Source organism: Scardovia inopinata JCM 12537 (genome assembly GCF_001042695.1).
Classification (GTDB): Bacteria; Actinomycetota; Actinomycetes; order Actinomycetales; family Bifidobacteriaceae; genus Scardovia; species Scardovia inopinata.
The window spans coordinates 1,459,832-1,483,920 of sequence record NZ_AP012334.1 but is presented as its reverse complement, the minus strand read 5'-3'; the positions used below and the strand labels follow the sequence as shown (position 1 = coordinate 1,483,920).

The following is a 24,089-nucleotide window of genomic DNA, read 5'->3' as shown; positions in this document are numbered from 1 at the left end:
CTTCACGGAGTGGGTGTCAGCAGCATAGCAATTAGTGAGCACAAGGCTCCATATGGGCACAAAATCAGTCGATCTGATCAACGATAGAGGCTTGACATATTGTGTGATTACAATGTTGTAAATTTATGGATTTATTTTGACTGTTATTAGGGGTTATTTCCATTGTTTATTGCAGCAAGGGGACTGAAACTTGCAACTTCGCCTCAGAGAATCATGGTCTATCTGGGAATTTGTGCTGCTTTCTCTCTGGTAACAGGTGATTGGACGGGAAATCCAGAGTGTTGCTATAAGTTATTTATAATTATGTTATTTATTATTCTGTCTTTTCTGTTCTGCTAAATATTGGGAACGAAGCTGATAATCACGGAATGCTCGTGAGTGGGTTTGTCGGAGAAAATCAAAATTTCTAATTGTCAAGTCAGCCACAGGTTCTCCTTTGTGGTGGGTGGTTCCGTCTGCGTCAGCGACATCATGCTTATAGACTAGGTCTGCTTTACGCTTGAACCAGTTGAGGAAGTTTTGGGTGTGTCCGCTAGTGAGTGACAGGATAGTGTTCATGTCTTTCATGAAAGTGTTGTAGGTGACGTGTATGAGGTAGTGGAAGAGATGGTCTTGGTCGTGGATAACGCTGTGATTGTTTTTTTTGAGGTCTGCTGTTTGCCGTTTGTCGGTGAGGAATTCTGAGCGATCAGGGTGGGAAGCATCTTGCGGTGTAGAGTCATAGGGAAGGTCAATGAAAGTGAAAGTAACCGCTCCACCATCACTAAGAATAGGATTACTCGCCTCTATGGTCCGGTTTTCTTCTCGTAGTTGGGAGAGAACCTGCTGAAAATCCACCTGCATACCACCCCCCCCTCCAGCAATAAAGACTAAATAAAGTACTCGTGGTGCTAGTTAATTTCAAAATATCTTAAATTATAAGCTAATACGATTTGCTCTATCCTCAATTGCAATCCTGTTTTTCCTCTAGCTAGTGTTTGTTCCATATCGAAAAGCGTACAAAGTTCTGAAAAACGTGTCTCAATAGTCCTTCTCATAGCCATTAGTTTCCAATGATTATGTTGCTTAGCCCCCGCCATATTTTGACGTAAGGGAGTCCAAAGATGATAACCTTTTTGCTCCAAATGATCTCTAAGCTCACGACTAAGATAGCCCAAATCGGCCAAAATGTAAGAGTGATGGCAGTTTTCTAATAAGTCCTCAACGGCTCTACTATCGTGCACAGATGCTGGTGTTACAACGTAGTTCAGAATATAGCCTGACAAAGTGACCAGCATATGTACTTTGACCCCATAGAACCATAAGCGTTTGGAAGCATTATAACCAATGTCTGCCCATCCATCAAAAATACGAGCTCTATAATTACGGACAGGTTGACAAAGTGGTAAGGGAAAACTGTCTATGATAACAATGGTATCTAGAGAAATTCGAGTATTCATTGCTTGTCTAATGATTTGGACTAACCTCCTGTTTGTTTAGGCACTTACAGTATAGTCCTTTTGGGCTTTTTATGGTATTTTGAGATTAACTGGCACCACGAGTATATTTACTTTATTACTTTATTCAAATATAGTGTTTAACCAGTCAAAAACTACATTATGGACAAGTCTCAAATTGTTGACTTGGCAATGGGCATCCGCTCCACTTTCAGCTTCAAATATCTGAAGTCTAGTATGGGAATTTTTGGATTTAACGGCTTCGTAAACTACCTTTGCTTGACGTTGTAATTCTGCACTCTCTCCTTCTCCCATGATAAATAAACAGGGACACTGAACTTTGTGATAATTTACAACCTTTGCCCCCTTAAAAACCTCATCAATAGCTTTTTTAAAATCAGTAGTTCCAAATTGCCACGCATATTTTTGAAGATTTAAATCGGCAGACTCATTTAAATTTCCAACCAGTTTTAAAATAGCATTCATTAACCAACTAGAAGTTTTTAAACTGGATCCAAACTCTTTTTTAAATAGTTCGGCAATATCATAAATTGGGGTGCTAGCAATCCATGCCTGAATTCTTGTATCCTGTTCAACAGCTTGTGCAGTGAAATAGCCACCTCCGCTAACACCATAAATAGCTAAATGATTCAATTTAGGATTCTTGTTTTCTAACCAATCAATACATAGTGAAATTGGAGTAGCAGCATTCACATCAAAAGTGAGTTCTCTACTTGGATTAGAGCCTTGACCTGGGAGATCAATCATTAAAACATTATAGCCTCGTTTCCATCCAGGGTATCCTGCAAAATAAAACAGATCTTCCCGATACGTATCCCCACCACCAATCATAATTAGTGTTGGACAATCATCACCACTATGGAGGTAATAACCGGGTAAGTAGGATTCTTGATAGTGAATAGTTAACTCCTCAATAGGTGCTTTTAATGAATAAGTTGCTTTCTTAAAAGATTCTTCCATCCGTTGAACAGTGGGAAGATACTCCTCGGAAAAGGGATTAATAAATTGGATAGCCGAACGAATAGAATAGGTTTGTGCTAGGTAATATTGGGCTTTACTTTGTTTGCTTAAATCTGGATTACCTAGCTTTTGTGCAAGGTAGTCTGCATGAGATAGAAATACCTTTTTCCAAGTACTTGGTTTTGGAGATTTCCCTAGCCGTTGTGCGAGGTAATAAAGCTCCCCATGTGAAAAACCAAACACTTCGCCAATTCCTAGTAACCAATTAAAGAAAAAATCTGTATCACCATTTTTAAAAAATAATCTAGTTGACTGCCGCTTTAGGATAACTTCGCTTTCTTTCATGTTTTACCTCCGCTCTTTCTTTTTTTGAATTGATACCCGTGGTGCTAGTTAATTTCAAAATACCATAAAAAGCCCAAAAGGACTATACTGTAAGTGACCAAACAAACAGAGAGGACGTTCAAATGAGCCACTTACAGTATACCGCTAAATCCCATCACTTACAATGGAATATCAAACAATTATCAAAACTTTGTTATCAGCTGTATCGTGATTATTGCCCTGAACCTTTCAAACATCGTCGCAATATTAGTCTATCTAAAGTTTCAGACCACTCTCTATTAGTCTTGCTTCTCTTGCAAGCTGAACTAGGCATTAAGTCACAACGTCATTTCTATCGTATCTGTCAACTCTTTCCTTGTGGTCGTCTCCTTGAAAGAAGTCGTTTTAATCGGCGGGCACGACAGCTGATTTGGTTAGTCCAAATCATTAGACAAGCAATGAATACTCGAATTTCTCTAGATACCATTGTTATCATAGACAGTTTTCCCTTACCACTTTGTCAACCTGTCCGTAATTATAGAGCTCGTATTTTTGATGGATGGGCAGACATTGGTTATAATGCTTCCAAACGCTTATGGTTCTATGGGGTCAAAGTACATATGCTGGTCACTTTGTCAGGCTATATTCTGAACTACGTTGTAACACCAGCATCTGTGCACGATAGTAGAGCCGTTGAGGACTTATTAGAAAACTGCCATCACTCTTACATTTTGGCCGATTTGGGCTATCTTAGTCGTGAGCTTAGAGATCATTTGGAGCAAAAAGGTTATCATCTTTGGACTCCCTTACGTCAAAATATGGCGGGGGCTAAGCAACATAATCATTGGAAACTAATGGCTATGAGAAGGACTATTGAGACACGTTTTTCAGAACTTTGTACGCTTTTCGATATGGAACAAACACTAGCTAGAGGAAAAACAGGATTGCAATTGAGGATAGAGCAAATCGTATTAGCTTATAATTTAAGATATTTTGAAATTAACTAGCACCACGAGTATAAAGTATATAATTGTATCTTTTACTCTAGCAGGAGTGAAGTATTTGAGAGCAAGACGCAATGATTGCGAAAATTGGCGTGAAAAGGTAAACGCTGCAAATAGTTTGTTCGGCGGGCGTGATCAAGGTCATGGGGTAGAGGGGTTTGCAGTCTTTGCCCCTAGCAAGGGTCACCCATCGTAGCGTGCGTACAGTGATTTTTTCCTGGGTGCTCCGGTTGAGCTGCGGACGGTCAGTTCAACCGGGAACTCTTCGTAGGGCTTCTGCAGGGGCTGCCGGTTGATAAGATCCAGGGTTTTTCGTGCTGCTTCCTGGGCCATAATCCGGGGGTCCTGATGGATTGTTGTCAGTCCCACTTCACCGGCAAAAGTGCTGTCATCATAACCAATAATAGACAAGTCGTGAGGAATCTCCAGGCCGCACTCCCTGGCCCGGAAAAAGAAGGGGATTGCCTGGGAATCCTGATGCAGAAAGACGGCTGTTGGGGCATCATCTTGGGCCAGAAGACCAGTCAGGATGGCATCACAGGATGTAGTAGGAGGGTTGAAGGCCTCGACGACTCCGGTAACAGTTTTTAATTTGCTGCATTCCCGTTGAAAAACTTTCAGACGTTTTTGCGAACTGAATTTGAGATCCGATTGAAAAGTTTGATAAATATACAGGATTTTTCTGTGCCCTAAAGAAGCAAGATGATGAACAACCAGCTTGACGCCGGTATCATCATTGGTTCCTACAGTTGCAGAAAATCCCTGATGTGTGGGGACGTTAATGCCTATCAGGGGAACCCCCGCCGTTTGCAGTCGTTCAATTTCATTATTGCGAATAGCAAAAGAAGACACGATGACAGCATCGGTGTTGTTGCGAACGGGAAGATTATCAAAAAAGAGGTTTCGATTTTCGCTGTCATTCATGGGATAGGAAATGAGATCATAACCTTCGGGAGCAAGAACGTGGTTAAGTCCTTCGAAAACACAGGCCGTGAACCACTCAATCTTTTCATCACCCACCAGGAGGGCGATCCTGTGCGATTTGCCTGATTTAAGATTGCCGGCTGCACGAGAGATAGAAAAATTCAGATCGTCAGCTATGGCCAGGATTTTGTTCCTGGTGGCTTCGGAAACTTGGTCAGGTCGGGAAAAAGCTCTGGAAACGGTGGAGACCGAGACGTGAGCTTTGCGGGCTACGTCGCTGGCCGTTGTTTTATGATGTGTCACCCTTTATATTCTAATACAGGAAATGAAAAGGTTTGCAGTTCAGAATATGATGTGTGTTTTTTTCTAATTGAGATTGCGACACGCCGAAGAGCGAAGCTGACCAAGAATTTTACTGAGGCAAATGCAAACGTTTGCAATGAAACCGTTTGCAAGAATCGAGAAAAGTGTACGAAAGAGATGAAATAAAGAGAGAATTTTGCTATGATAATAGTACCCAAGACATACGAGGAGGTAGTGGGTATGAGAATTAAGCAATTACTGTCAGCGGCAATTGCAACCGTTTGCATTGCTGGACTGGCTGCCTGCGGTTCTGGACAGGCTGAGACCGGCGTCACAGATACTAAAGCCAACAAAGGTTTGTCCACTATTGGAACCACGGTAAAGTACAACCCTAATCATTTGGTCAACGGGGGCAAACCCATCACCATTGATTACTGGACCTGGAATGGTACAGGAGACACAGCCCTGCCAAGCTTCAAAAAGTACAGTAAAATCCATCCCAATGTCACTATAAAACGTCACGATGCTACCTGGGATGATTACTTTACCAAGCTTCCCCTTCAGCTGAGAGGCAAGAATGGTCCTGCCCTCTTTGCAGTTCACAATTCCTATGATTCTGTTCTTAGTCCTTATATGGCTGCCTATGACATTCCTGTCAAGGATCTCCAGAAGGATTATATTGGGGTCAAGCAGCATGTAAAAGACGGGAAGATTTATTACATAGATTCCATTATTAATACCGGCATCTGGTATTACAACACGGATTTATGGAAGAAAGCAGGTCTGACTGATTCCGATATCCCCAAGACATGGGATGATATGCGGGTTGTTGCCAAGAAGCTGACCAAGACCAACGCCAGCGGAAAGATTGTTCAGGCCGGAATTAACTTCAATGGAACCGGCGAATACAATGCCATGTGGCAGGGAATGAACTATCAGCAGGGCGTACTCCTTTTCAAGAAGGACGGAACTACGGTCAATTACAACAATGCGGCTACCAAGAAGACTTTGAATATGATCAAGGCCTTCTATGAGGAAGATAAGTCAGGTTCTGCCAACTTTGGAACTGATGCCCAGAAGAGTTTCGGTAATGGACAGACAGCTATGATCTACCAGTGGGGTCATTTTGCCATTGACCTCAAGCAAAAGTATCCCAAGATTAAGTGGGGCCAGTTTGCTCCTCCGCTGGTAACCAAGGGAACGACTCCCATGGCTTATGATCGCTACAACGGAGAATCTACTCCTGGTATCAATAAGAATGCCCGTCCAGATCAGCAGGCTGTTGCCCAGGATATCATGAAGTATCTGCTGGCTTCCGATGATCTGTGCAAAACAACTGCCCTGAACTTTGGCTCTGTTCCTGCTAAGAGGACTCTGGACTCAGACAAGCAGATTCAGGCTATGCCGGCGTACAAGGTTATACACCCTATTGTTAATCGTCTGATTTGGCCCGGTCCTGTTCCTTCGACTCTGGAGAGCACTTCCCAGAAGGTGTTCGAGAACATCTTCTACAACAAGAAGTCTATCAATGAGGCTGTTGCCAGCGGTCAGCAGACTATGCAGACTGATTTGAACAATTTGTCCAGCAAGTTTACCTCGCTGGAAAGCCAGTACAAGTATTTTGACGAGGCTAAATCCGAGTAACCTACCAAACACCTGATTCGGCGCAGCATACAGGTTTCTCCTTTCTGCATCTGCGCCGGATCTGTCCTCATCTGTTCTCATCTATAAGGCATGACCGTGTAGGCAAATGAAAGATTTGGTCTTAAGAAAGATATGTGAATTATGACAGCGCGACAACGATTTTCCTCTTTTTCCACATGGCTTAACCTGCGCAATATTGCAGTGTTTTTCCTGGTTGCTAACCTTGCGATTTTTACCGTCTACCCTATTGGCAAGGCTTTTGCCGGAAGCCTCCATCAATGGAACCCTCTGACTGGGGCTTATTCCTGGGTCGGATTGAAGAATTTTAAGACCATTCTGACCGATCATCTTTTCTGGCAATCGATTTGGAATACTTTCTATTTCTCTGCTTTTGCAGTTGTTTTTCGAATTGCTCTGGGTCTTGCCATTGCCCTGCTCCTATACTCCAAGTTGGCAAAATACAAGACAGTCCTGAGGGGCTTATTCTATATGCCCACGGTAACTCCATTGGTTGCTGTTTCCCTGGTCTGGGTCTGGATGTTCGATCCCCAATTTGGGCTGGTAGACAAAGTCACCCACCTTGATATCAACTGGCTTCACAGCTCAACCTGGGCTATGCCTGCCATTATCATCATGACGATCTGGAAAGATTTTGGCTACGCCACCGTCCTCTACCTGGCAGCTTTGATGAATGTTCCCTCCGATCTTTATGAGGCTGCTGAAATTGACGGAGCTAACAGCAATCAGATATTCTGGCGGATCACCCTGCCCATGATCAGGCCTACCACCATTTTCATTCTTATTACATCCATCATTACCTATATGCAGGCATATGTGCAGATCCTGATGATGACCTCAGGAGGGCCGGGAACTTCTACCTATACCATCAGCTATCTGATTTATGACACAGCGTTTGTGAAATATAACTTTGGTGAGGCTTCGGCCATGAGCATCATCCTCTTCCTTATAACCGGACTACTTACTCTGCTTATGTTCCGTCTGACCTCGGAAAGTGAAGAATAATGAAAATCAAGAAGCTGCTTTTTAATATCTTTCTGTGGATTCTTGCCCTGATCACAATTATTCCCTTTGTGTGGATGTTTATTTCTTCCTTTGCCCCCAACAGTGACATTGTGAGCATAAACGGAGGGTTTTTCCCCAAACCCAGCACCGTGGCAAACTATGTAGGCATTCAGCAGAAATTTAACTTTATGCGCCTTTTTGCCAACTCTATTTTTATCAGTGTGGTGAAAACAATCATTGCGCTCTATACCAGTGCTCTCTTAGGGTATATTTTTGCAAAAATGCGTTTTAGGGGCAGGAATATTCTGTTTGGCATCACTCTGGCAACGATAATGATCCCCTGGGCTGTAACTATTATTCCCCAGTATGAAATGATGCAGAACTTTGGTCTCTACAACTCATATTGGGCCCTGATTCTTCCTGCTCTGGTCAATGGTTTTGGCATTTTCCAGCTGAGACAGGGAATGGGTGAAATTCCCGATGAGATTGTGGAAGCTGCCAGAGTAGATGGGGCCAGCGAGACCCGCATTTTTCACCAGATTATGCTCCCTCTCTGCCGCAACAGTATAGCTGCCCTGGGAATTTTCGTCTTCCTCTGGAACTGGGAAGACTACCTCTGGCCCTTCCTGATGATCTCCGATGACGACCGGCAAATGCTGTCTGTAGGACTGAAGTCCTTCAACGGTCAGTTTGGAACGGATTATGGCGGTCTTTTTGCAGCAACATCCCTGGCAATTATCCCTGTTCTGATTGTCTATCTGCTTTTCCAAAAGCAGTTTATTGCAGGGATTGCTTCCGGCAGCAGCAAGGGATAGATAAAGCAGAGAGAAAACTGCTGAAAAGAGATTTGCGGGGAATTGCTCTGCCATTGCAGGGATATCCTTGAGGGATATATATTGTAAGGAGTACTCAATGAGTAAAACCAGCACCGAGTATGTGCCATTTGACAGCTTGCCATCCAGACCGCTTATGAATCCCCAGTCTGTGATTGAGGGATCGGGGTGGCGTATTGGTCTCCTGACCGATTCCCTGGTGAGATTTGAGTGGTCACAGACCGGAAAGTTTGAGGATAAGCCTACCCAGATAATCCTGAACCGGAATTTTGACCCGGTTCCTTTTACTCATACCGTTCAGGACGGAATCCATACCATTGAGACAGAAAAGCTGAGAATTAGTTTCGATGGAAAAAAATACAGCCGGCAGGGATTATCTGTTTTCGTCAAGGGAGTGAACACTCAGTTCAATACCTGGCGGTACGGGGACACGGCGCGAGGTAACCTGGGGGGAACAGCCAGGACTCTGGATAACGCCAATGGGGATCTTCCTCTGGAGAATGGCCTGCTTTCTGCTGATGGTTGGGCGATTATTGATGATTCTCAATCCCTGGAGTTAGTACGGTCTGACCAGGATCGCCTTCAGGCGGAAAAGGACCGGAAGCCTTTGGACCGGAATCCTGCAGATTTCAATCCTTTTGGAACCTGGCTTCAGCCCCGTTCTGACTGTCAAAGTCAGGATTTTTATTTCTTCGGGTATGGTCATCGCTTCCGTCAGGCTGTGCAGGATTTCTACCGTCTGACCGGCCCCGTTCCCCTCATTCCCCGCTGGGCTTTAGGCAACTGGTGGAGCCGTTTCTACCGGTACAGCCAGGAAGAATATCTGCAGCTGATGGACCGGTTTTCCCGGGAGGGAATTCCTCTGAGCGTATCGGTCATAGATATGGATTGGCATCTGACCGATATTGATAAAAAGTATGGATCCGGCTGGACTGGTTATACCTGGAATCGTGAGCTTTTCCCCGATCACAAACAGTTCCTGAAAGAGCTTCACCGCAGGTCTTTACGGGTTGCGGTTAATGATCATCCCCGGGATGGAATCAGAGCCTTTGAAGATGGCTACCGGCAGACTGCAGAAAAAGTTGGCATTGATCCTGCCAGCGGGAAAACAGTCGAGTTTGATGCTACTTCTCCCCGTTTCATGGGAGCATATTTTGATCTTCATCACGATTTGGAACACGATGGAATTGATTTTTGGTGGCTTGACTGGCAGCAGGGAGGGGTGACCAGGATGAGGGGGCTGGATCCCTTGTGGATGCTTAATCATATGCACTTCCTGGATTCTTCCCGGAAGGGAAAATGGCCTCTAACTTTCTCCCGATATGCAGGACCGGGTTCTCACCGGTATCCGGTCGGATTTTCCGGCGATACCGTTATTTCCTGGAAATCACTGCAATTTCAGCCTTATTTCACAGCTACTGCTTCCAATATTGGCTACGGCTGGTGGAGCCATGATATTGGTGGCCATATGCTGGGAACCAGGGACGAGGAACTGGAAGCCCGCTGGTATCAGCTGGGAGCCTTCAGCCCTATCAACCGCCTGCATTCTTCTGCTTCCCGCTTTATGGGTAAAGAACCCTGGAATTTTCATGCCCCAGCCCGGCAGGCTATGGTTCAGGCCCTGCGGCTGCGCCATCGCCTGGTACCGTACCTTTATACTATGAATTACAGATCAGCCTATGGGGGTCTGCCTTTGGTAGAACCCATGTATTGGGCAGATCCGGACAAGGAAGACTCTTATTCGGTTCGGGATGAGTACTACTTTGGCAGTCAGCTGGTGGTGTCTCCGGTAGTCAACCCAACTGATCCGGAGTCACGGCGGGCAAAGGCTAACCTTTGGCTCCCCCAGGGAGACTGGTTTGATGCTTTCACCGGCCGCCGGTATTCGGTTCGGTCGGAATGGGGCAGGAGCTTTGAAGCCTGGAGGAGTCTTGAGCAGATTCCTGTTTTTGCTCCTGCCGGGGCCATTATCCCCTTGGCCAATCTTCCTGAATCTGCCAGTAACAATGGCAGCGATGCCAACTTAAACACCTTGGGTAATCCCCAGTCCCTGTCACTGCTGGTTTTCCCCGGTAGATCGGGTGAATTTGCCATGATGGAGGATTCCGGTCTTCTGGGTTCTGAAGGCAAGGCGGAAGGTTTGGCGAAAACGGTGATGACCTGGTCTGATCGGGCGGATTCCAGCCGGGCAGTCTTCACTATTCACAGACCCGAAGGCCAGCTCTCTTCCCTGCCTGAGCAGAGGCAGTGGACCCTTATTGTAAGGGGGGTGGCTCCCTCTAATCCTGAAATCTGGAAGGATATAACTCTCTCCTGCAAGCAGCCAGGCAAGGCTGCTGCAAATCTGTCTTCATCTCAGATTGGTATTTCCTATGATGACGATAACCTTAGCCTGAGTCTGGTTCTGCCGCCGTTGCCAAGAGACGGGGAGATTACTCTTGCTGTGCCCCGGACGGCAGAGAAAATTGCAGACAATCCTTATCAATCTGACTGTTTCACAATCCTCTACGATGCTCAAATTCCATTCCTGACAAAGGACAAGGCTATGGATGCTATTGATCGGGATGGGGCAGGAGCTATTCCTGCTTTGCGAACCTTGACCTCAAGCAGAGCTGATCCTTCGAGTATTCTCTACTCGTCTTTGCCTCAGACTGTGCTGGCTGCGCTGGAAGAGGTGCTTCTGCGATCCTGACGCGATCTTCCTGATACCGTCACCTGATTTGTCTCATATAATGAACAAAGCGTGAAACACGCCCAAGAATACCGCCTGTATTCTTGGGGGAGACCTTGTGTAGCATAAATTCCGTAGTAGACGAGAAATGAAACATAATCAGACATTATAGTGTATAAATATAGCAATTGTGCTGATTATGAAGGACACAGGGATAGGTCACAGCTGTCATCATGTATGTAGATCCGACGAAGAATCAAGAGGCAAGCAACCTGAAATGGATTCTGCCATATTGCCGGCCCGATTGGCCGCGGGTAGCGGGGTCGCTTGTGCTTTTTATTGCTAACGATGCAATTGCCATGATTATGCCTCTGCTTGCCGGAGTGATCGTGGATCAGGTCATCACAGGAAAACGCTATTCTCTCCTGGCCCCCCTCTGCTGGCTGATGGTTATCTTGACCATTGCTCGAGTGGGAACCCGGTATGGCTACCAAATGTGGATGGAACGGTTTGGACAGAATTCCATCTACCGCCTGGTCAGCGATCAGTATGAGAAGCTGCATAGCCTGGATTTCACCTATTTTAATCACACGCGCAACGGTGATATTATGAGTCGAATGACGTCCGACACCGATGCCATTCGCCACTGCCTGAGCTGGGTCAGTTATCAGGTGCTGGACTGCGTTGTTATGTTTGTGGGAGCCCTGTGCATCATGTTTGCCGTGGACTGGCGGCTGGCCTTGGCCTTGGCTGTCTTAACTCCGCCCCTCTTTCTGCTCGCCCGGGCCCTGGCCTCACATGCTCACCCACTCTTTTTTGCCATCCGTAATTCCCTGGCAGACCTCAATTCTATGGTGGAAGAAAATATTGAAGGCAACCGGGTTGTCAAAGCCTTCGTCCGCGAGGAGCATGAGACAGCAGTTTTTGATGAGCGCAACAACGATTACATGCAGCGTAACATGGATCTGGCTTACAATAGCCGCAAATACATGCCCTGGCTGGATGGTCTGGGTTTTGGTTTGGAGCTCGTTACCTTGGGACTAGGCGGTTTCCTGGTCATTCGAGGTTTTATGACTTTGGGGAATTTGGTCACCTTCAACAGCTTCCTGTGGATGGTGGAAGGCCCTGTCCGCCAATCAGGCTGGCTGATTAATGATTGGCAGCGTTTCAATGCCAGCTGCGTAAAAATCCGCCGTCTGTTGACTGCCAAATCGAGGATTGTGGATCCTGCCGGGAATGCAGCCGCCCAGCTGCCCATGAGGGGAGCTATTCAGTTTGATCATGTAAACTTTGCCTTTCCAGATGAACCAGAGACCTTTGTATTGAAAGATTTGAATTTCTCGGTTCCAGCAGGTTCCAAACTGGGCATTTTGGGGGAGACTGGAGCAGGCAAGTCTACCCTGGTTAATCTGATTGCCCGCTTCTATGATCCCACCTCGGGCAGGGTTCTTATTGACGGGAAAGATGTCAAAGAATGGCCGTTGAAAACCCTGCGCAGCAAGGTGAACATAGTTGCTCAGGATACTTTCCTCTTTTCCGACACCATCAGCGAGAATATCGGCTTTGGAGCCGGCGTGGGAGCAAACGAGTCTGTTCCGGGTACTTCCGACGAAGCGTATATTCGCAAAATGGCCCAAATTGCTGGAGCTGACAGCTTCATCAGCGCCATGCCAGAAGGTTATGACACCGTAGTTGGAGAACGGGGGGTTGGCCTGTCTGGCGGTCAGAAGCAGAGACTGAGCCTGGCCCGGTCTCTGGCCGATAATCCTGCTATCTTGATTATGGATGACACTACATCAGCAGTAGACATGGAGACCGAAGCGCAAATTCAGAAACATCTGCGCTCGCTGGATGGGAACAGAACCATGGTAACTATTGCTCATCGAATTTCTTCCATCAAGGATTCTGATCTAATCCTGGTTCTTGAAGGCGGGAAAATTGTAGAGAGAGGAACCCACGATCAACTGGTGTCCATGCATGGACGGTACTGGGAAATCTATCGTAAGCAATTAGGCCTGCAGTCAGGGCAATCTCAGGGCTTTGACTATCAGGTGGGATCTAGAGCAGAGGCAGGTGAGTAATGGCAGGACGCAATACCTATCGCGATGATGAAGAGCTTGAAGAGAAAATCAACTTTCATGACCTAGCCAGGGTAGGGGTCTATCTCAGGCCCTATCGCAAGCAGATCCTAGCGATTGTACTTGTTCTCATGGGCATGAGCTGCATATTGGTTGCTGTGCCCTATCTGACTAAAATTGTTATCGACAGCGCCATTCCTCACAAGGATTTTACTCTCTTGTGGCGTTTGGTTCTTCTGTTCAGTCTGCTCATTATTGTCTATGAGTTTGGGCTCAGATACCGGACCGTATCCATCACCCGGGTAGGGCAGCTGATGCTGAAGGATATACGGCGGGATATCTTCACTCATATTCAAACCTTGTCTTTCGATTATTTTGATTCCAGGCCCCATGGAAAAATCCTGACCAGGGTGGTCAATTATGTCAATACTCTCTCTGACACCCTGTCTGACGGACTCATCGAGGTTATTGTTGATGTTTTTACCTTCCTGGTTACCTTGATTGTTATGTTTCTTGTGGATTGGCGTCTGACTCTGTGGGCCCTGGTCCTCTTTCCGCTTTTGATAGTCTGGGTTATTGTTTTGAAAGTCAAGCAGAAAAAGGCCTATCAGGAGCTATCCAGCAAGCAGAGCAATCTTAACGCTTATATCCACGAATCTATTGCCGGAGTTAAGACCACGCAAACCTTTGCTCAGGAAAAGGCTAAATACCATACATTCCAGGAACAACAAAATAACGTGCGGACTTCCTACATGAAGGCCGTTCATATTCAGTTTCTCTTCTGGCCAGGTATTCAGATTATTTCCACATCTACGATTGCCCTTATCTATTACATTGGCATTATGAGCCTGGGCGGCGTTCATGTGACGACCGGAGTCCTGATTGCTTTCATTGGCTATGCGAATACCTTCTGGGATCCGGTAATCAGCATTGGTAATTTTTATAATCAGCTGGTCACCTGCTCAGCTTACCTGGAGAGGATTTTCGAAACCCTTGATACCAAGCCTTCCATAGCTAACAAGCCTGAAGCCATTCAGCTGCCCCCGATTGAAGGTTGGGTGGATTTCAATAATGTTGTTTTCCGATATGAACCGGATGGGCGCAATATTCTCAATCTGGTGGATTTCCATATTCAGCCCGCTACAACAGTTGCCTTGGTTGGACCAACTGGAGCAGGAAAGACAACCATTATCAATCTTCTTTCCCGCTTTTATGATGTGGCGGAAGGATCAGTCACTATTGACGGCCATGACGTGCGGAATGTGACCCTTCAGTCTTTGCGGAGACAAATGGGGGTTATGCTTCAGGATACTTTCATCTTTTCTGGGAATATTAAAGACAATATCCGTTATGGAAAGCTGGACGCCAGCGACGAGGAGATTGTGGCTGCTGCCAAAGCCGTTCACGCTCATGACTTCATCATGGGACTTCCTCAAGGATATGACACGGTCGTAGAGGAGAGGGGATCTACCTTATCTGCCGGACAGAGACAGTTGATTGCCTTTGCTCGGGTTCTTCTGGCCGATCCCAGGATCCTGATTTTGGATGAAGCCACGTCCAACATTGATACTCGAACCGAGGAAGCTCTCCAGGCTGGGCTGGCCCATCTGTTGAAAGGGCGGACATCCTTTATTATTGCTCACCGCTTGTCTACTATTGAGAATTCTGATGAGATTTTTTATGTGGATCATGGGCAGATTATCGAACATGGCAGCCACACTGATCTTCTCAGACAGAAGGGGGCCTACTACCGTTTATACGAATCGCAGTACGCCATGATTCGCGCTGGTCACGGGGATGGGGACATATAAATCCCCCTCTCATCATCCTCATGTCGCCCCCTGCTTGCTTCAGCCTGTTTTAATCTAAGCTGTCTTTCATTTTCTGGACATAGGTGGTGATGAGGGGGCCGGCGTCCCCGCCATGGTCACCGATAATTCTTACTAAAGCACTGCCTACTATGACCCCATCAGCAAGTTCTGCCATCTGATGAGCCTGTTCAGGAGTATTGATCCCAAAACCAATAGCTACAGGAAGGTCGCTAGTCTGATGGATAGAATCAATAAGGGATCGTAAATCTGTGGTGATTTCGGAGCGTTCCCCGGTGACTCCTAGAGAGGACACCAGATAAATAAAGCCACGAGCCTTTGAAGCAATGGCATGAATTCGCTCTTGAGAAGTCGGGGCAATCATGGAGATGATATCAACTCCGTACCGGGACGCGATGCTGCTGCATTCGTTTTTTTCTTCAAAAGGGAGATCAGGAATAATGATTCCGCTGATCCCCACCTGTTGGCAGCGACGGAAAAAGCGATCATAGCCATAGTAAAAAACGATATTCAGATAAGTCATGAAGACGAGGGGAATAGTGGTCTTGCTGCGGACATGCCCGATTGCAGCAAAAACATCATCAGTTGTTGTTCCGGCAGCCAGAGATCGAATATCTGCTTCCTGAATAATTGGGCCCTCAGCAATTGGGTCTGAGAAGGGGATACCAACCTCAATTAGATCAGCCCCGGCCCGGTCTAGGTCAAGGATGAACTCTTCAGTTTTGTCCAGGCTGGGATCGCCGGCAGTGATAAAGGGGATGAAGGCCTTGCCGTCTGCGAAAGCATCAGAGATGGGCGGTGCCATGGTGTCTGTTCTATTCATCAATATCAACTCCTCTGTATTTGGCGATGGAAGCTACATCCTTGTCGCCCCTGCCTGACAGGCAGATGATGATTATCTGATCTCTACTCATAGTTGGTGCAATCTTACGGGCATAAGCCACGGCATGAGCGCTTTCTATTGCCGGAATAATTCCCTCCATTCGGGAGAGGTATTCAAAGGCATCAACCGCCTCGTCATCGGTGATAGATACATATTCCGCTCTGCCTGTCTGGTTCAGATATGCATGCTCGGGACCAATACCGGGATAATCCAGTCCGGCGGATATGGAATAGACCTTGTCAATCTGTCCGTACTCATTCTGGCAGAAAAGGGATTTCATACCGTGAAAAACGCCGGGTTTTCCGGTAGCAATGGTGGCAGCGGAAAACCCGCTGCCTATTCCGCGGCCGGCAGCTTCACATCCAATCAAACGGACTTGTTTATCTGGGATGAAGTGGTAGAAGGCTCCTATGGCGTTGGAGCCTCCTCCCACGCAGGCAATGACAGCGGTTGGCAGCCGGCCTTCCTGGTCAAGAATCTGTCTGCGGGCTTCCTGAGAAATGACTGATTGGAAGTCCCTGACCATAGTGGGGAAGGGGTGGGGGCCCATTACCGATCCCAGCACATAATGAGTGTCTTCCACCCGGCTGGCCCATTCCCTCATTGCCTCATTAACAGCATCCTTCAACACCTGGGATCCTGTTTTCACATGATGGACCTTGGCCCCCAATAATTCCATCCGGTATACGTTGAGTTTTTGGCGCTGACAGTCAATTTCTCCCATGAATATTTCGCATTCCAGACCCAGAAGCGCAGCAACGGTCGCGGTGGCGACTCCATGCTGACCTGCTCCAGTTTCGGCTATGACCCGAGTTTTCCCCATCTTTTTTGCTAAGAGCACCTGCCCCAGGCAATTATTGATTTTATGAGCTCCGGTGTGATTGAGATCTTCCCTCTTGAGATAGATTTTGGGACCCTGTAAGTCCTCTGTCATTTTTTGCGCATAGTAGAGGAGAGACGGTCTTCCTGCATAATTATTGAGAAGATCCGTCAGCTCATTCTGAAATTCTGGGTTCTGACTGTAATATTTATAAGCTTTTTCCAGTTTGATTAGTTCGCCCATCAGGGTTTCCGGGACGTATTGCCCACCGAACTGTCCAAATCGTCCTTGCGACATGTGGTTCCTTTCTTTTACGGATAGTTATGTGTTATGGAGGTTGAGCTTGGTCTGGTATTTCTTTGACCGGGTACTTCTTGTTTATAATGGGGTGATTTTGTTTATACTATTTCTGCTTTGTCCGGGCGAACTTCTGGCAATCTCCACGCACCTCCGGATCTTGAGTGGATCTTTTACCCTCACTGGTTCTGCTCCCTGGCGCTCCAGATAGGATTCAACTCCGCTGCTTATATCCACTGCGTAAGGATGGAAGCGGCTGATAGCTTCTGTCAGATTCTCCGGACTCAACCCACCGGCCAAAAAATACTTTCTTCCTATGCCGTTTCCTAATGTTTTCTCAGCCTTCTCTAGCAAATCCCACTGAAAGGTTTGTCCGCTGCCGCTGCCGTTATCCAGGAGAATATAATCAGCTGAACTAGATCTTGCCCGGATAATATCATTGAGAGTACGAATGGTGACAGCCTGAATAATTTTGCACGTAGTGATCTTTCTCAGGCGGGTCAGGTAGGATTCATCTTCATGCCCATGCAGCTGGATCATGTCAATAACCTTCGAATCTGCCGCCTGCCCTATCAAGTCCACTGGGGCATCAACAAAAACTCCCACAGCAGTAATGCCCTTTTTCCTCATGGCGGACAGTTTGCCCGCCTGGCTCAGACTGACCCGGCGCCGGCTTCCGGGAGCAAAAACGAAACCGCAGAAATCCGGCGGATAGGTATTAATAGCTTCCATGTCTTCCTCTCGACTCATCCCACAGATTTTGATTTTGGTTGATGTCTGAACATAATCATCAGTCATTTTCTACCTCCACTGTGGATCTGCTCAGCCTTGTTGCATCGTCAGCCACGGGCTCACAAGCCTGACGTAGTCCTGCTATCATCCCTTTTTTGTTGGCACTTCTCATGAGACTCTCCCCAATGAGAACGGCATTAACCCCGGCACTATACACTGCTCGAATATCATCGGCAGTATGAATTCCGCTTTCTGATACATATACAGCATTAGCCGGGACCAGATCCCTATACCGCACGGAATTGGCAATATCCACGGTGAAAGTTCTCAGATCACGATTATTCACACCAATTATTCGCCCGCCACAGGCGACGGCTTGTTTAACTTCGTCCGCATCGTGCGCTTCAATCAGGGCTGACATTCCCAATGATTCAGCCAGCTGACGGTAAGCAGTGAGAGTTCTGCCATCCAGGAGAGAACAGATCAACAGGACTGCGGAAGCCCCAATCACTTTGGCCTGATAGATCATGTAATCGTCTACGGTGAAATCCTTGCGCAGAATGGGAATCGATACGGTCTGTGAAATATCAGTCACATAGCTGTCCTTCCCTTGAAACCACCGGGGCTCGGTCAAACAAGAAATGGCATCAGCACCGGCTTCCTCATAGTCACGGGCAATCTGTTTGTAAGGAAAATCGGGAGAAATCAAGCCTTTCGAGGGGGAAGCCTTCTTGCACTCGCAGATAAAGTGAATACCCGGACCCCGCAAAGCATCTTCAAAAGCGAAGTGGCCGCTGCCAGCACCGTCTGCCAGAGCTTCCGCCGTTTGCCGCATTTGCGAATAGGGAATAGTTTCCTGATCATGAAGTGATCGCAGTCTGGCATAATCCGCCAAATCATCCAAAATTGTCATAATCGGTTCCTTACCTGGGCTAATCGCCAGAAGCGGTTATGAAGGAAGTAAGTACATTCATGGCTGAACCATCATCAATCAGCTGTTCCGCCAATTGGCAGGCTTCTTTCATACTGTCCGACTTTCCAGCTGTATAGATTCCGGCAGCAGCATTCAGGACGGCAATGTCTCTTTTAGCCCCGCGTAGTTCCCCAGCAAGTATATTTCTGGTAATTTCGGCATTTTCCTGGGGAGTTCCGCCAACAATGTCAGTCTTCTTCCTGCGGGCTAAGCCAAAATCCTCAGGCTTAATCTGGCTGGTCTCATAATCTCCGTCTTTTAACTCGCAGACAGTTGTGGGAGCGCTGATAGAAATCTCATCAAGCTTATCCTGTCCATAAACTACCAGAGCACGTTCAACTCCTATATGAGAGAGAACCTGGGCAATGGGCTCAACCAGATATTCATCATAGACGCCCAGCACAAAATATTCAGGCTTCGCAGGGTTGGTGAGAGGGCCAAGAATATTAAAAACCGTCCGAAAACCCAGCTCTTTACGAATTGCTCCTACATACTTCATGGATGTGTGATATTTTTGAGCAAAAAGAAAGCAGATCCCCACAGATTCAAGCAAATCGAGCGCTTTCTGTGGATCCTGCTGAATAGTGACTCCCAGTGCTTCCAGACAGTCTGCAGTCCCGGATTGAGAGGAGGCTGCTCGATTTCCGTGTTTAGCCACCTTAATTCCGGCAGCTGCTATGATCATGGCTGCTGTGGTGGAGATATTGAAAGAGCTGGCTTTATCTCCGCCGGTTCCCACGATGTCAAGGACTTTCATACCCGGGTGGGGGACGGGGGTGGCATGACTTCGCATGGCGGCAGCGCATCCTGAAATCTCTTCGATTGTCTCTGCTCGGGTGCTTTTTGTAGAAAGCGCTGCCAGAAATGCTGCATTTTGTGTGGGTGAAGTCTGGCCGCTCATGATTTCATTCATCACATCATAAGCTTGCTGATAGGTCAGATCGCCGTGAGATACGATGGTTGCAATGGCTTCTTTAATCATTGTTCTTAATTCTTTCTGCTGTGGTTATTGGGCTTGTGTTTATTGTGGTTATGCTTATTATGATTATGCTTGATTCCGCCGAGCTCAGCAATGAAATCTATACCTGGTCGTCCGAAGGATGATAATAAATAGGGATAATAAAAATACACTTGATAAATTCAGATTAAGGACAGTTGACTGAGAATTATCTATATTCTTATTATTAATTTATTAGTGCTAGGGATTCTTATAGGTGTGGAGCTGGTATACTTCCGCAACTGATAAAACCACAACACCATGGATAAAGACTGCTCTGATACTACTGTGTAATCAATTACAGCTGCATTGATCAGTCAGAATAAGTCATAATCAGTCGTGATCAGTTTGAAAGCACCAAAAACTGCGCTCGCTATTGGTGAGCGTTACCATCGAAATTCAGAAACAATAAAATGGTGCATCTTTAAATACCTTTTCCGTATTTAATTAATATACCTTTAGTATATACACCCCTATGACAAAACCTGCGACAGAACTTCGACAATGATAGGGGATGGGATAGGGGACAAATAAAACCTGAGCGGAGGATACGAGATTCGAACTCGTGAGGGTTTGCACCCAACACGCTTTCCAAGCGTGCGCCATAGACCACTAGGCGAATCCTCCGTGTTCTGACCCAACATCAGACAACCCCTAAACTGTAACACAGCCTATCGAATTAGGAAGCATGACCCTTTATTGACGTGTCGCTGGCTCTTTATGAGACTTTTTGATTACATCGCATCACATATATGGGATATGGGTCCGGAGGGGCAGATACAAAAATGAGAATGGCGAATTTCTTCCTTATCGCATTTTCTATCTGACCTTCCGGCTAGCTGGCCTTCCGGGCCTACCCGAGCTTGTACTAGTCTAAAAGAGGAGCAACTTCCGTCTCATAAGCGATGAGGGCACTGTTAATGACCTGATGCATATCGTAATAAGCATAGGTTCCCAACCGACCGCCAAAAATAACCTGTGGCTCTTCAGCTGCTTTGGCCTTATATTGGGCGTAAAGGGCCCGATCCTCATCGGTGTTGATGGGGTAATATGGTTCATCGCCCTTTTTCGCGAAGCGAGAATACTCTTCCCAGACCACAGTTTCATTATGGTTCTGCTGATCGTAGCGCTCGGGATTGAAATTTTTGTATTCAATTGCCCGAGTGTAAGGAACATCAGCATCTGCATAATTCATCACAGGGCAACCGAAATGGTCGTCTTCGTGATATCGCTTTTCTTTGAAATCAACGGTTCTCCACTTGAGCTCACCCAGTTGGTAATCAAAGTAGCGATCCACCGGGCCTGTATAAATAACGGGGAGGCGGCCAACCAGGTTCTTCTTGTTGTAAGGCTGGCTGTCATCGAAGAAGTCAACTCCCAGGGAAACGGTAATGCGGGGATCGTCAATCATCCTCTGGAACCAGGCCGTGTAACCATCTACTGGCAGTCCCTCCCAGGTGTCCTTAAAATAGCGGTTGTTATAGGTAAATCGTACAGGGAGCCGGCGGATTATTGAGGCTGGAAGGTCAGAGGGATCTGTCTGCCACTGCTTGGCTGTGTAATTGCGAATAAAGGCATCGTATAAGGGCTGGCCGATTAATTTTTTACCCTGTTCATCCAGATTTTTCGGCTCAATATCTGCGTACTCGCCTGCCTGCTTCTCTATCAGAGCCTTAGCTTCAGTAGGAGTGTAGGCTGCATGAAAGAACTGATTGATAGTTCCCAAGTTGACAGGCAGGGGGAAAACCTCGCCGTCATGAGTTGTGTATACCCGATGCACATAATTGGTGAATTTAGTGAATCTGTTGACATACTTCCATACCCGTTCATTGCTGGTATGGAAGAGGTGAGCCCCGTACTTATGAATTTCCGCACCGGTTGCGGGATCAAAATAAGAATATGCGTTCCCGCCAATATGGTCACGGATGTCAATGATATGAACTTTCTTGCCGGTGTGTTCAACAACCTGCTGGGCAATGGTCAATCCAAAGAGACCAGCTCCAACAATAACAACGTCAGCATCGATTTCGTTAGTGGCTGCCGTTTGCTCGTTTGCCATAAATATCACCTTTCGTGGGTGGGAAGTTAACATTTCCTATTCTATCGCTGAACGTGTATGGAGAAGGATTTTTGTTGCCTTGATATGCCAAAATAGAAGGGAGGCATACATTTCTGCATGCAAATTATAAGAATTATAGACAGTGTAAGAAACACGGAAGCTACAGAAGAATACAGAAAAATACAGAAAGATTTACAGATGGGAAAATATTCACGCATTCTGGTCACGGGCGGGGCAGGTTTTATTGGTTCGAACTTTGTGCGTTATCTTGTCCACAATCATCCTGAAGTTTCAGTGACTGTTTTGGATGCGCTGACTTATGCAGGCAATATTCATAACCTTGATGGTCTGATTGCTCAGACAACAAGCGGTTCTGAGGAAGAATCCGGGCAGGCTCAGCCCAGACATGTGCAGGGAGCTGGAGCTTCGGCAGCAGCCAGGCCATCAGTCCCAGTAACCTTTATGCACGGCTCAATCTGCGATGATTCACTGGTGGATTCTGTGGTCTCACAGGCCGATGCCATTGTTCATTTCGCCGCAGAATCTCATAATGATAATGCCATTTATGATCCCGATCCTGTTATGAAAACCAATATTATGGGGACTTTCACTATGCTTCAGGCAGCACGCCGCTATGGGGTCCGTTTTCATCATGTATCCACTGATGAGGTTTTTGGTGATTTGCCTTTAGACAGCCAGGAAGAATTCACTGAGGACAGTCCCTACAGGCCTTCAAGCCCCTATGCTGCTTCCAAGGCGGCCTCGGATCATCTGGTCCGCTCCTGGGTTCGGACTTACGGGCTTCAGGCCACAATTTCCACCTGCTCCAATAATTATGGGCCTTATCAGCATGTGGAGAAATTTATCCCTCGCCAAATTACCAATATTCTTCAAGGCAAACCTATAAAGATTTATAGTGATGGATTGGCAGTAAGAGACTGGATTGCCGTAGAAGATCAGTGTTCAGCTGTCTGGAAGATCCTGGAGGCAGGGACCATTGGGGAAACATATGTTATCAGTTCTCGGGGGGAAAGATCCAATATTCAGATTGCTCACGATATCATGTCGCTGATGGGGGCTCCGGCTGACAGCATTGAGTTTGTTCCTGACAGGCCTGGAGCTGACAGACGTTATGCGCTCAATGCCTCAAAAATCAGGGCAGAACTGGGATGGGAGCCTGAATATACTGACTTTTACCAGGGATTGCGCCGAACTATTGCCTGGTACAGGGATCATTGCTCCTGGTGGTTGGCTGCAAAGGAAGCTGCTGAAAGTCGGTATCGTTTGCAGGCGGAAAGAAGAGATAAGTATGGCTTATAAGACAGGAGACGGGCATGGCAGGTAAGAAGAGGAGAAACAGTAGAGGCACGGCTGTAATCGCACGAATCACGTCCTCTTTGAAAGCGGTTTCAGCAAAGACGGTACTTTTGTGGATTATTATTGCTGGTCTGATTATTGCTCTGATCTGGCAGGGAAATAATTACCGTATACAGAGGCAGGAAATTGCCGCAGCTCAATCTGAGCAAAAGGTTCTCTACCAGCAGTATCATTTTGATCCTGGGTATATTATTACAGATTCAGCTTTTTATGATTCTAACTCTCTGACTGTTTCTCAAATTCAGACTTTTCTTACGGCAAGGGGAAAGAATTGCAGGGGCAAATTTTGCTTGAGTTCCTATTCTTTCAGAACTTTCCCGCAGAAGGCTGATGATTTATGCAAGGGATATGACAGTGGAAGCGGAGATAAGAAAAATTCCGGAAACACTGCCACTGCTGCCCGGATCATCGATGCCGCCGCCCGCAGTTGCGGAATTAGTCAGAAGGTTTTGGTGGTTATGCTGGAGAAAGAGCAAGGTTTGGTCACCTCTTCAGGACCGACCAGGACTCAGGTTAATACAGCCTTGGGCTTGTCCTGCCCGGACAATGGTAAATGTGACAGCGATTATTTAGGATTTTTTAAACAGGTTTACGGGGCTGCTCATCGGTTTAAATATTATGCGGCTCATCCCTCTCGATATCCCTATCATTCTCACAGCCTTAACTATATTCGCTATAATCCCAAGACTAGCTGTGGGGGATCTACTGTCTATATTTATAACGATGCAACGGCCTTGTTGTATACTTATACTCCTTATCAGCCCAACGCTGCTGCTCTTAAAGCCGGCCTGGGAACAGGAGATTCCTGTTCTAGCTATGGAAATCGGAATTTTTTCCTTTTGTATAAGACCTGGTTTGGTAATCCTCTCCTGGATTAGAAGCAGCGAATTATAGGTGAGTC

At 46.5% G+C, this 24,089-nt stretch carries 18 protein-coding genes, 1 tRNA gene and 1 pseudogene; 9 read left to right on the top strand and 11 right to left on the bottom strand.

Features of this window, described 5'->3' with window-relative positions; genetic code table 11:
• Nucleotides 1-306: 306 nt before the first annotated feature.
• The 3 genes and pseudogenes from SCIP_RS07565 to SCIP_RS06080 form a co-directional block, all read right to left on the bottom strand.
• Nucleotides 307-843 carry a hypothetical protein gene (locus SCIP_RS07565; RefSeq protein WP_006293596.1) on the bottom strand — a complete coding sequence of 179 codons (537 nt, stop codon included), beginning with the start codon at nucleotides 841-843 and terminating at the stop codon, nucleotides 307-309.
• Nucleotides 844-890: 47 nt separating this feature from the next.
• Nucleotides 891-1,463, bottom strand: a pseudogene (locus SCIP_RS06085) (IS982 family transposase); the annotation flags it as partial.
• 96 nt (nucleotides 1,464-1,559) lie between these two features.
• On the bottom strand, nucleotides 1,560-2,762 hold the full coding sequence (locus tag SCIP_RS06080) for an alpha/beta hydrolase family protein (RefSeq protein ID WP_006293599.1): 1,203 nt from the start codon (nucleotides 2,760-2,762) through the stop codon (nucleotides 1,560-1,562).
• 122 nt (nucleotides 2,763-2,884) lie between these two features.
• Between SCIP_RS06080 and SCIP_RS06075 the strand changes: the two genes are divergently transcribed.
• Nucleotides 2,885-3,748, top strand: a complete 864-nt coding sequence (locus tag SCIP_RS06075) for an IS982 family transposase (RefSeq protein WP_048349279.1) — start codon at nucleotides 2,885-2,887, stop codon at nucleotides 3,746-3,748.
• 180 nt (nucleotides 3,749-3,928) lie between these two features.
• Here SCIP_RS06075 and SCIP_RS06070 read toward each other — a convergent pair whose 3' ends face one another.
• Nucleotides 3,929-4,972, bottom strand: coding sequence for a LacI family DNA-binding transcriptional regulator (locus SCIP_RS06070; protein ID WP_006293602.1), 1,044 nt, complete (start codon nucleotides 4,970-4,972; stop codon nucleotides 3,929-3,931).
• Between the two features lie 240 nt (nucleotides 4,973-5,212).
• Here SCIP_RS06070 and SCIP_RS06065 point away from each other — a divergent pair, with 240 nt between their 5' ends.
• From SCIP_RS06065 to SCIP_RS06040, 6 genes are all read left to right on the top strand, one after another.
• A complete protein-coding gene (locus tag SCIP_RS06065) occupies nucleotides 5,213-6,616 on the top strand; it encodes an ABC transporter substrate-binding protein (protein WP_040591290.1) in 1,404 nt (467 codons plus the stop codon).
• A gap of 141 nt (nucleotides 6,617-6,757) precedes the next feature.
• Nucleotides 6,758-7,639 carry a carbohydrate ABC transporter permease gene (locus SCIP_RS06060; protein WP_006293604.1) on the top strand — a complete coding sequence of 294 codons (882 nt, stop codon included), beginning with the start codon at nucleotides 6,758-6,760 and terminating at the stop codon, nucleotides 7,637-7,639.
• Nucleotides 7,639-8,454, top strand: a complete 816-nt coding sequence (locus tag SCIP_RS06055; RefSeq protein ID WP_006293605.1) for a carbohydrate ABC transporter permease — start codon at nucleotides 7,639-7,641, stop codon at nucleotides 8,452-8,454. Before SCIP_RS06060 ends, SCIP_RS06055 begins: the two co-directional genes overlap by 1 nt.
• 97 nt (nucleotides 8,455-8,551) lie before the next feature.
• Entirely contained in the window at nucleotides 8,552-11,164 is a 2,613-nt protein-coding gene (locus SCIP_RS06050; RefSeq protein WP_040591291.1) for a glycoside hydrolase family 31 protein, read from the top strand.
• 212 nt (nucleotides 11,165-11,376) lie between these two features.
• Nucleotides 11,377-13,224 (top strand): ABC transporter ATP-binding protein, encoded by a 1,848-nt coding sequence (locus SCIP_RS06045; protein WP_006293607.1) that lies wholly within the window; start codon nucleotides 11,377-11,379, stop codon nucleotides 13,222-13,224.
• Nucleotides 13,224-15,032: an ABC transporter ATP-binding protein gene (locus SCIP_RS06040; RefSeq protein ID WP_006293608.1), complete on the top strand. Its 1,809-nt coding sequence runs from the start codon at nucleotides 13,224-13,226 to the stop codon at nucleotides 15,030-15,032. The genes SCIP_RS06045 and SCIP_RS06040 overlap by 1 nt, the downstream gene beginning before the upstream one ends.
• A 49-nt stretch (nucleotides 15,033-15,081) precedes the next feature.
• Here the strand turns inward: SCIP_RS06040 and trpA are convergent, their stop codons facing one another.
• From trpA to glf, 7 genes are all read right to left on the bottom strand, one after another.
• Nucleotides 15,082-15,873, bottom strand: coding sequence for a tryptophan synthase subunit alpha (gene trpA / locus SCIP_RS06035; RefSeq protein WP_006293609.1), 792 nt, complete (start codon nucleotides 15,871-15,873; stop codon nucleotides 15,082-15,084).
• Nucleotides 15,866-17,050 carry a tryptophan synthase subunit beta gene (gene trpB, locus SCIP_RS06030; RefSeq protein WP_040591294.1) on the bottom strand — a complete coding sequence of 395 codons (1,185 nt, stop codon included), beginning with the start codon at nucleotides 17,048-17,050 and terminating at the stop codon, nucleotides 15,866-15,868. Before trpB ends, trpA begins: the two co-directional genes overlap by 8 nt.
• An 81-nt stretch (nucleotides 17,051-17,131) precedes the next feature.
• Nucleotides 17,132-17,848: a phosphoribosylanthranilate isomerase gene (locus tag SCIP_RS06025; RefSeq protein WP_048349278.1), complete on the bottom strand. Its 717-nt coding sequence runs from the start codon at nucleotides 17,846-17,848 to the stop codon at nucleotides 17,132-17,134.
• Nucleotides 17,841-18,695: an indole-3-glycerol phosphate synthase TrpC gene (gene trpC / locus SCIP_RS06020; RefSeq protein ID WP_006293610.1), complete on the bottom strand. Its 855-nt coding sequence runs from the start codon at nucleotides 18,693-18,695 to the stop codon at nucleotides 17,841-17,843. Before trpC ends, SCIP_RS06025 begins: the two co-directional genes overlap by 8 nt.
• A 19-nt stretch (nucleotides 18,696-18,714) precedes the next feature.
• Nucleotides 18,715-19,737 (bottom strand): anthranilate phosphoribosyltransferase, encoded by a 1,023-nt coding sequence (gene trpD, locus SCIP_RS06015; protein WP_006293611.1) that lies wholly within the window; start codon nucleotides 19,735-19,737, stop codon nucleotides 18,715-18,717.
• Nucleotides 19,738-20,294: 557 nt separating this feature from the next.
• Nucleotides 20,295-20,379 (bottom strand) — tRNA-Ser (locus tag SCIP_RS06010).
• Nucleotides 20,380-20,620: 241 nt separating this feature from the next.
• Nucleotides 20,621-21,811, bottom strand: a complete 1,191-nt coding sequence (gene glf, locus SCIP_RS06005) for a UDP-galactopyranose mutase (protein ID WP_006293612.1) — start codon at nucleotides 21,809-21,811, stop codon at nucleotides 20,621-20,623.
• A 198-nt stretch (nucleotides 21,812-22,009) separates the two neighbouring features.
• Between glf and rfbB the strand changes: the two genes are divergently transcribed.
• Both rfbB and SCIP_RS05995 read left to right on the top strand, forming a co-directional pair.
• The gene (gene rfbB, locus SCIP_RS06000) at nucleotides 22,010-23,131 is read left to right on the top strand and encodes a dTDP-glucose 4,6-dehydratase (protein WP_040591436.1); all 1,122 of its coding nucleotides are present in this window, start codon (nucleotides 22,010-22,012) and stop codon (nucleotides 23,129-23,131) included.
• A gap of 14 nt (nucleotides 23,132-23,145) precedes the next feature.
• Nucleotides 23,146-24,066, top strand: a complete 921-nt coding sequence (locus SCIP_RS05995; RefSeq protein WP_006293614.1) for a hypothetical protein — start codon at nucleotides 23,146-23,148, stop codon at nucleotides 24,064-24,066.
• Nucleotides 24,067-24,089 lie beyond the last annotated feature (23 nt).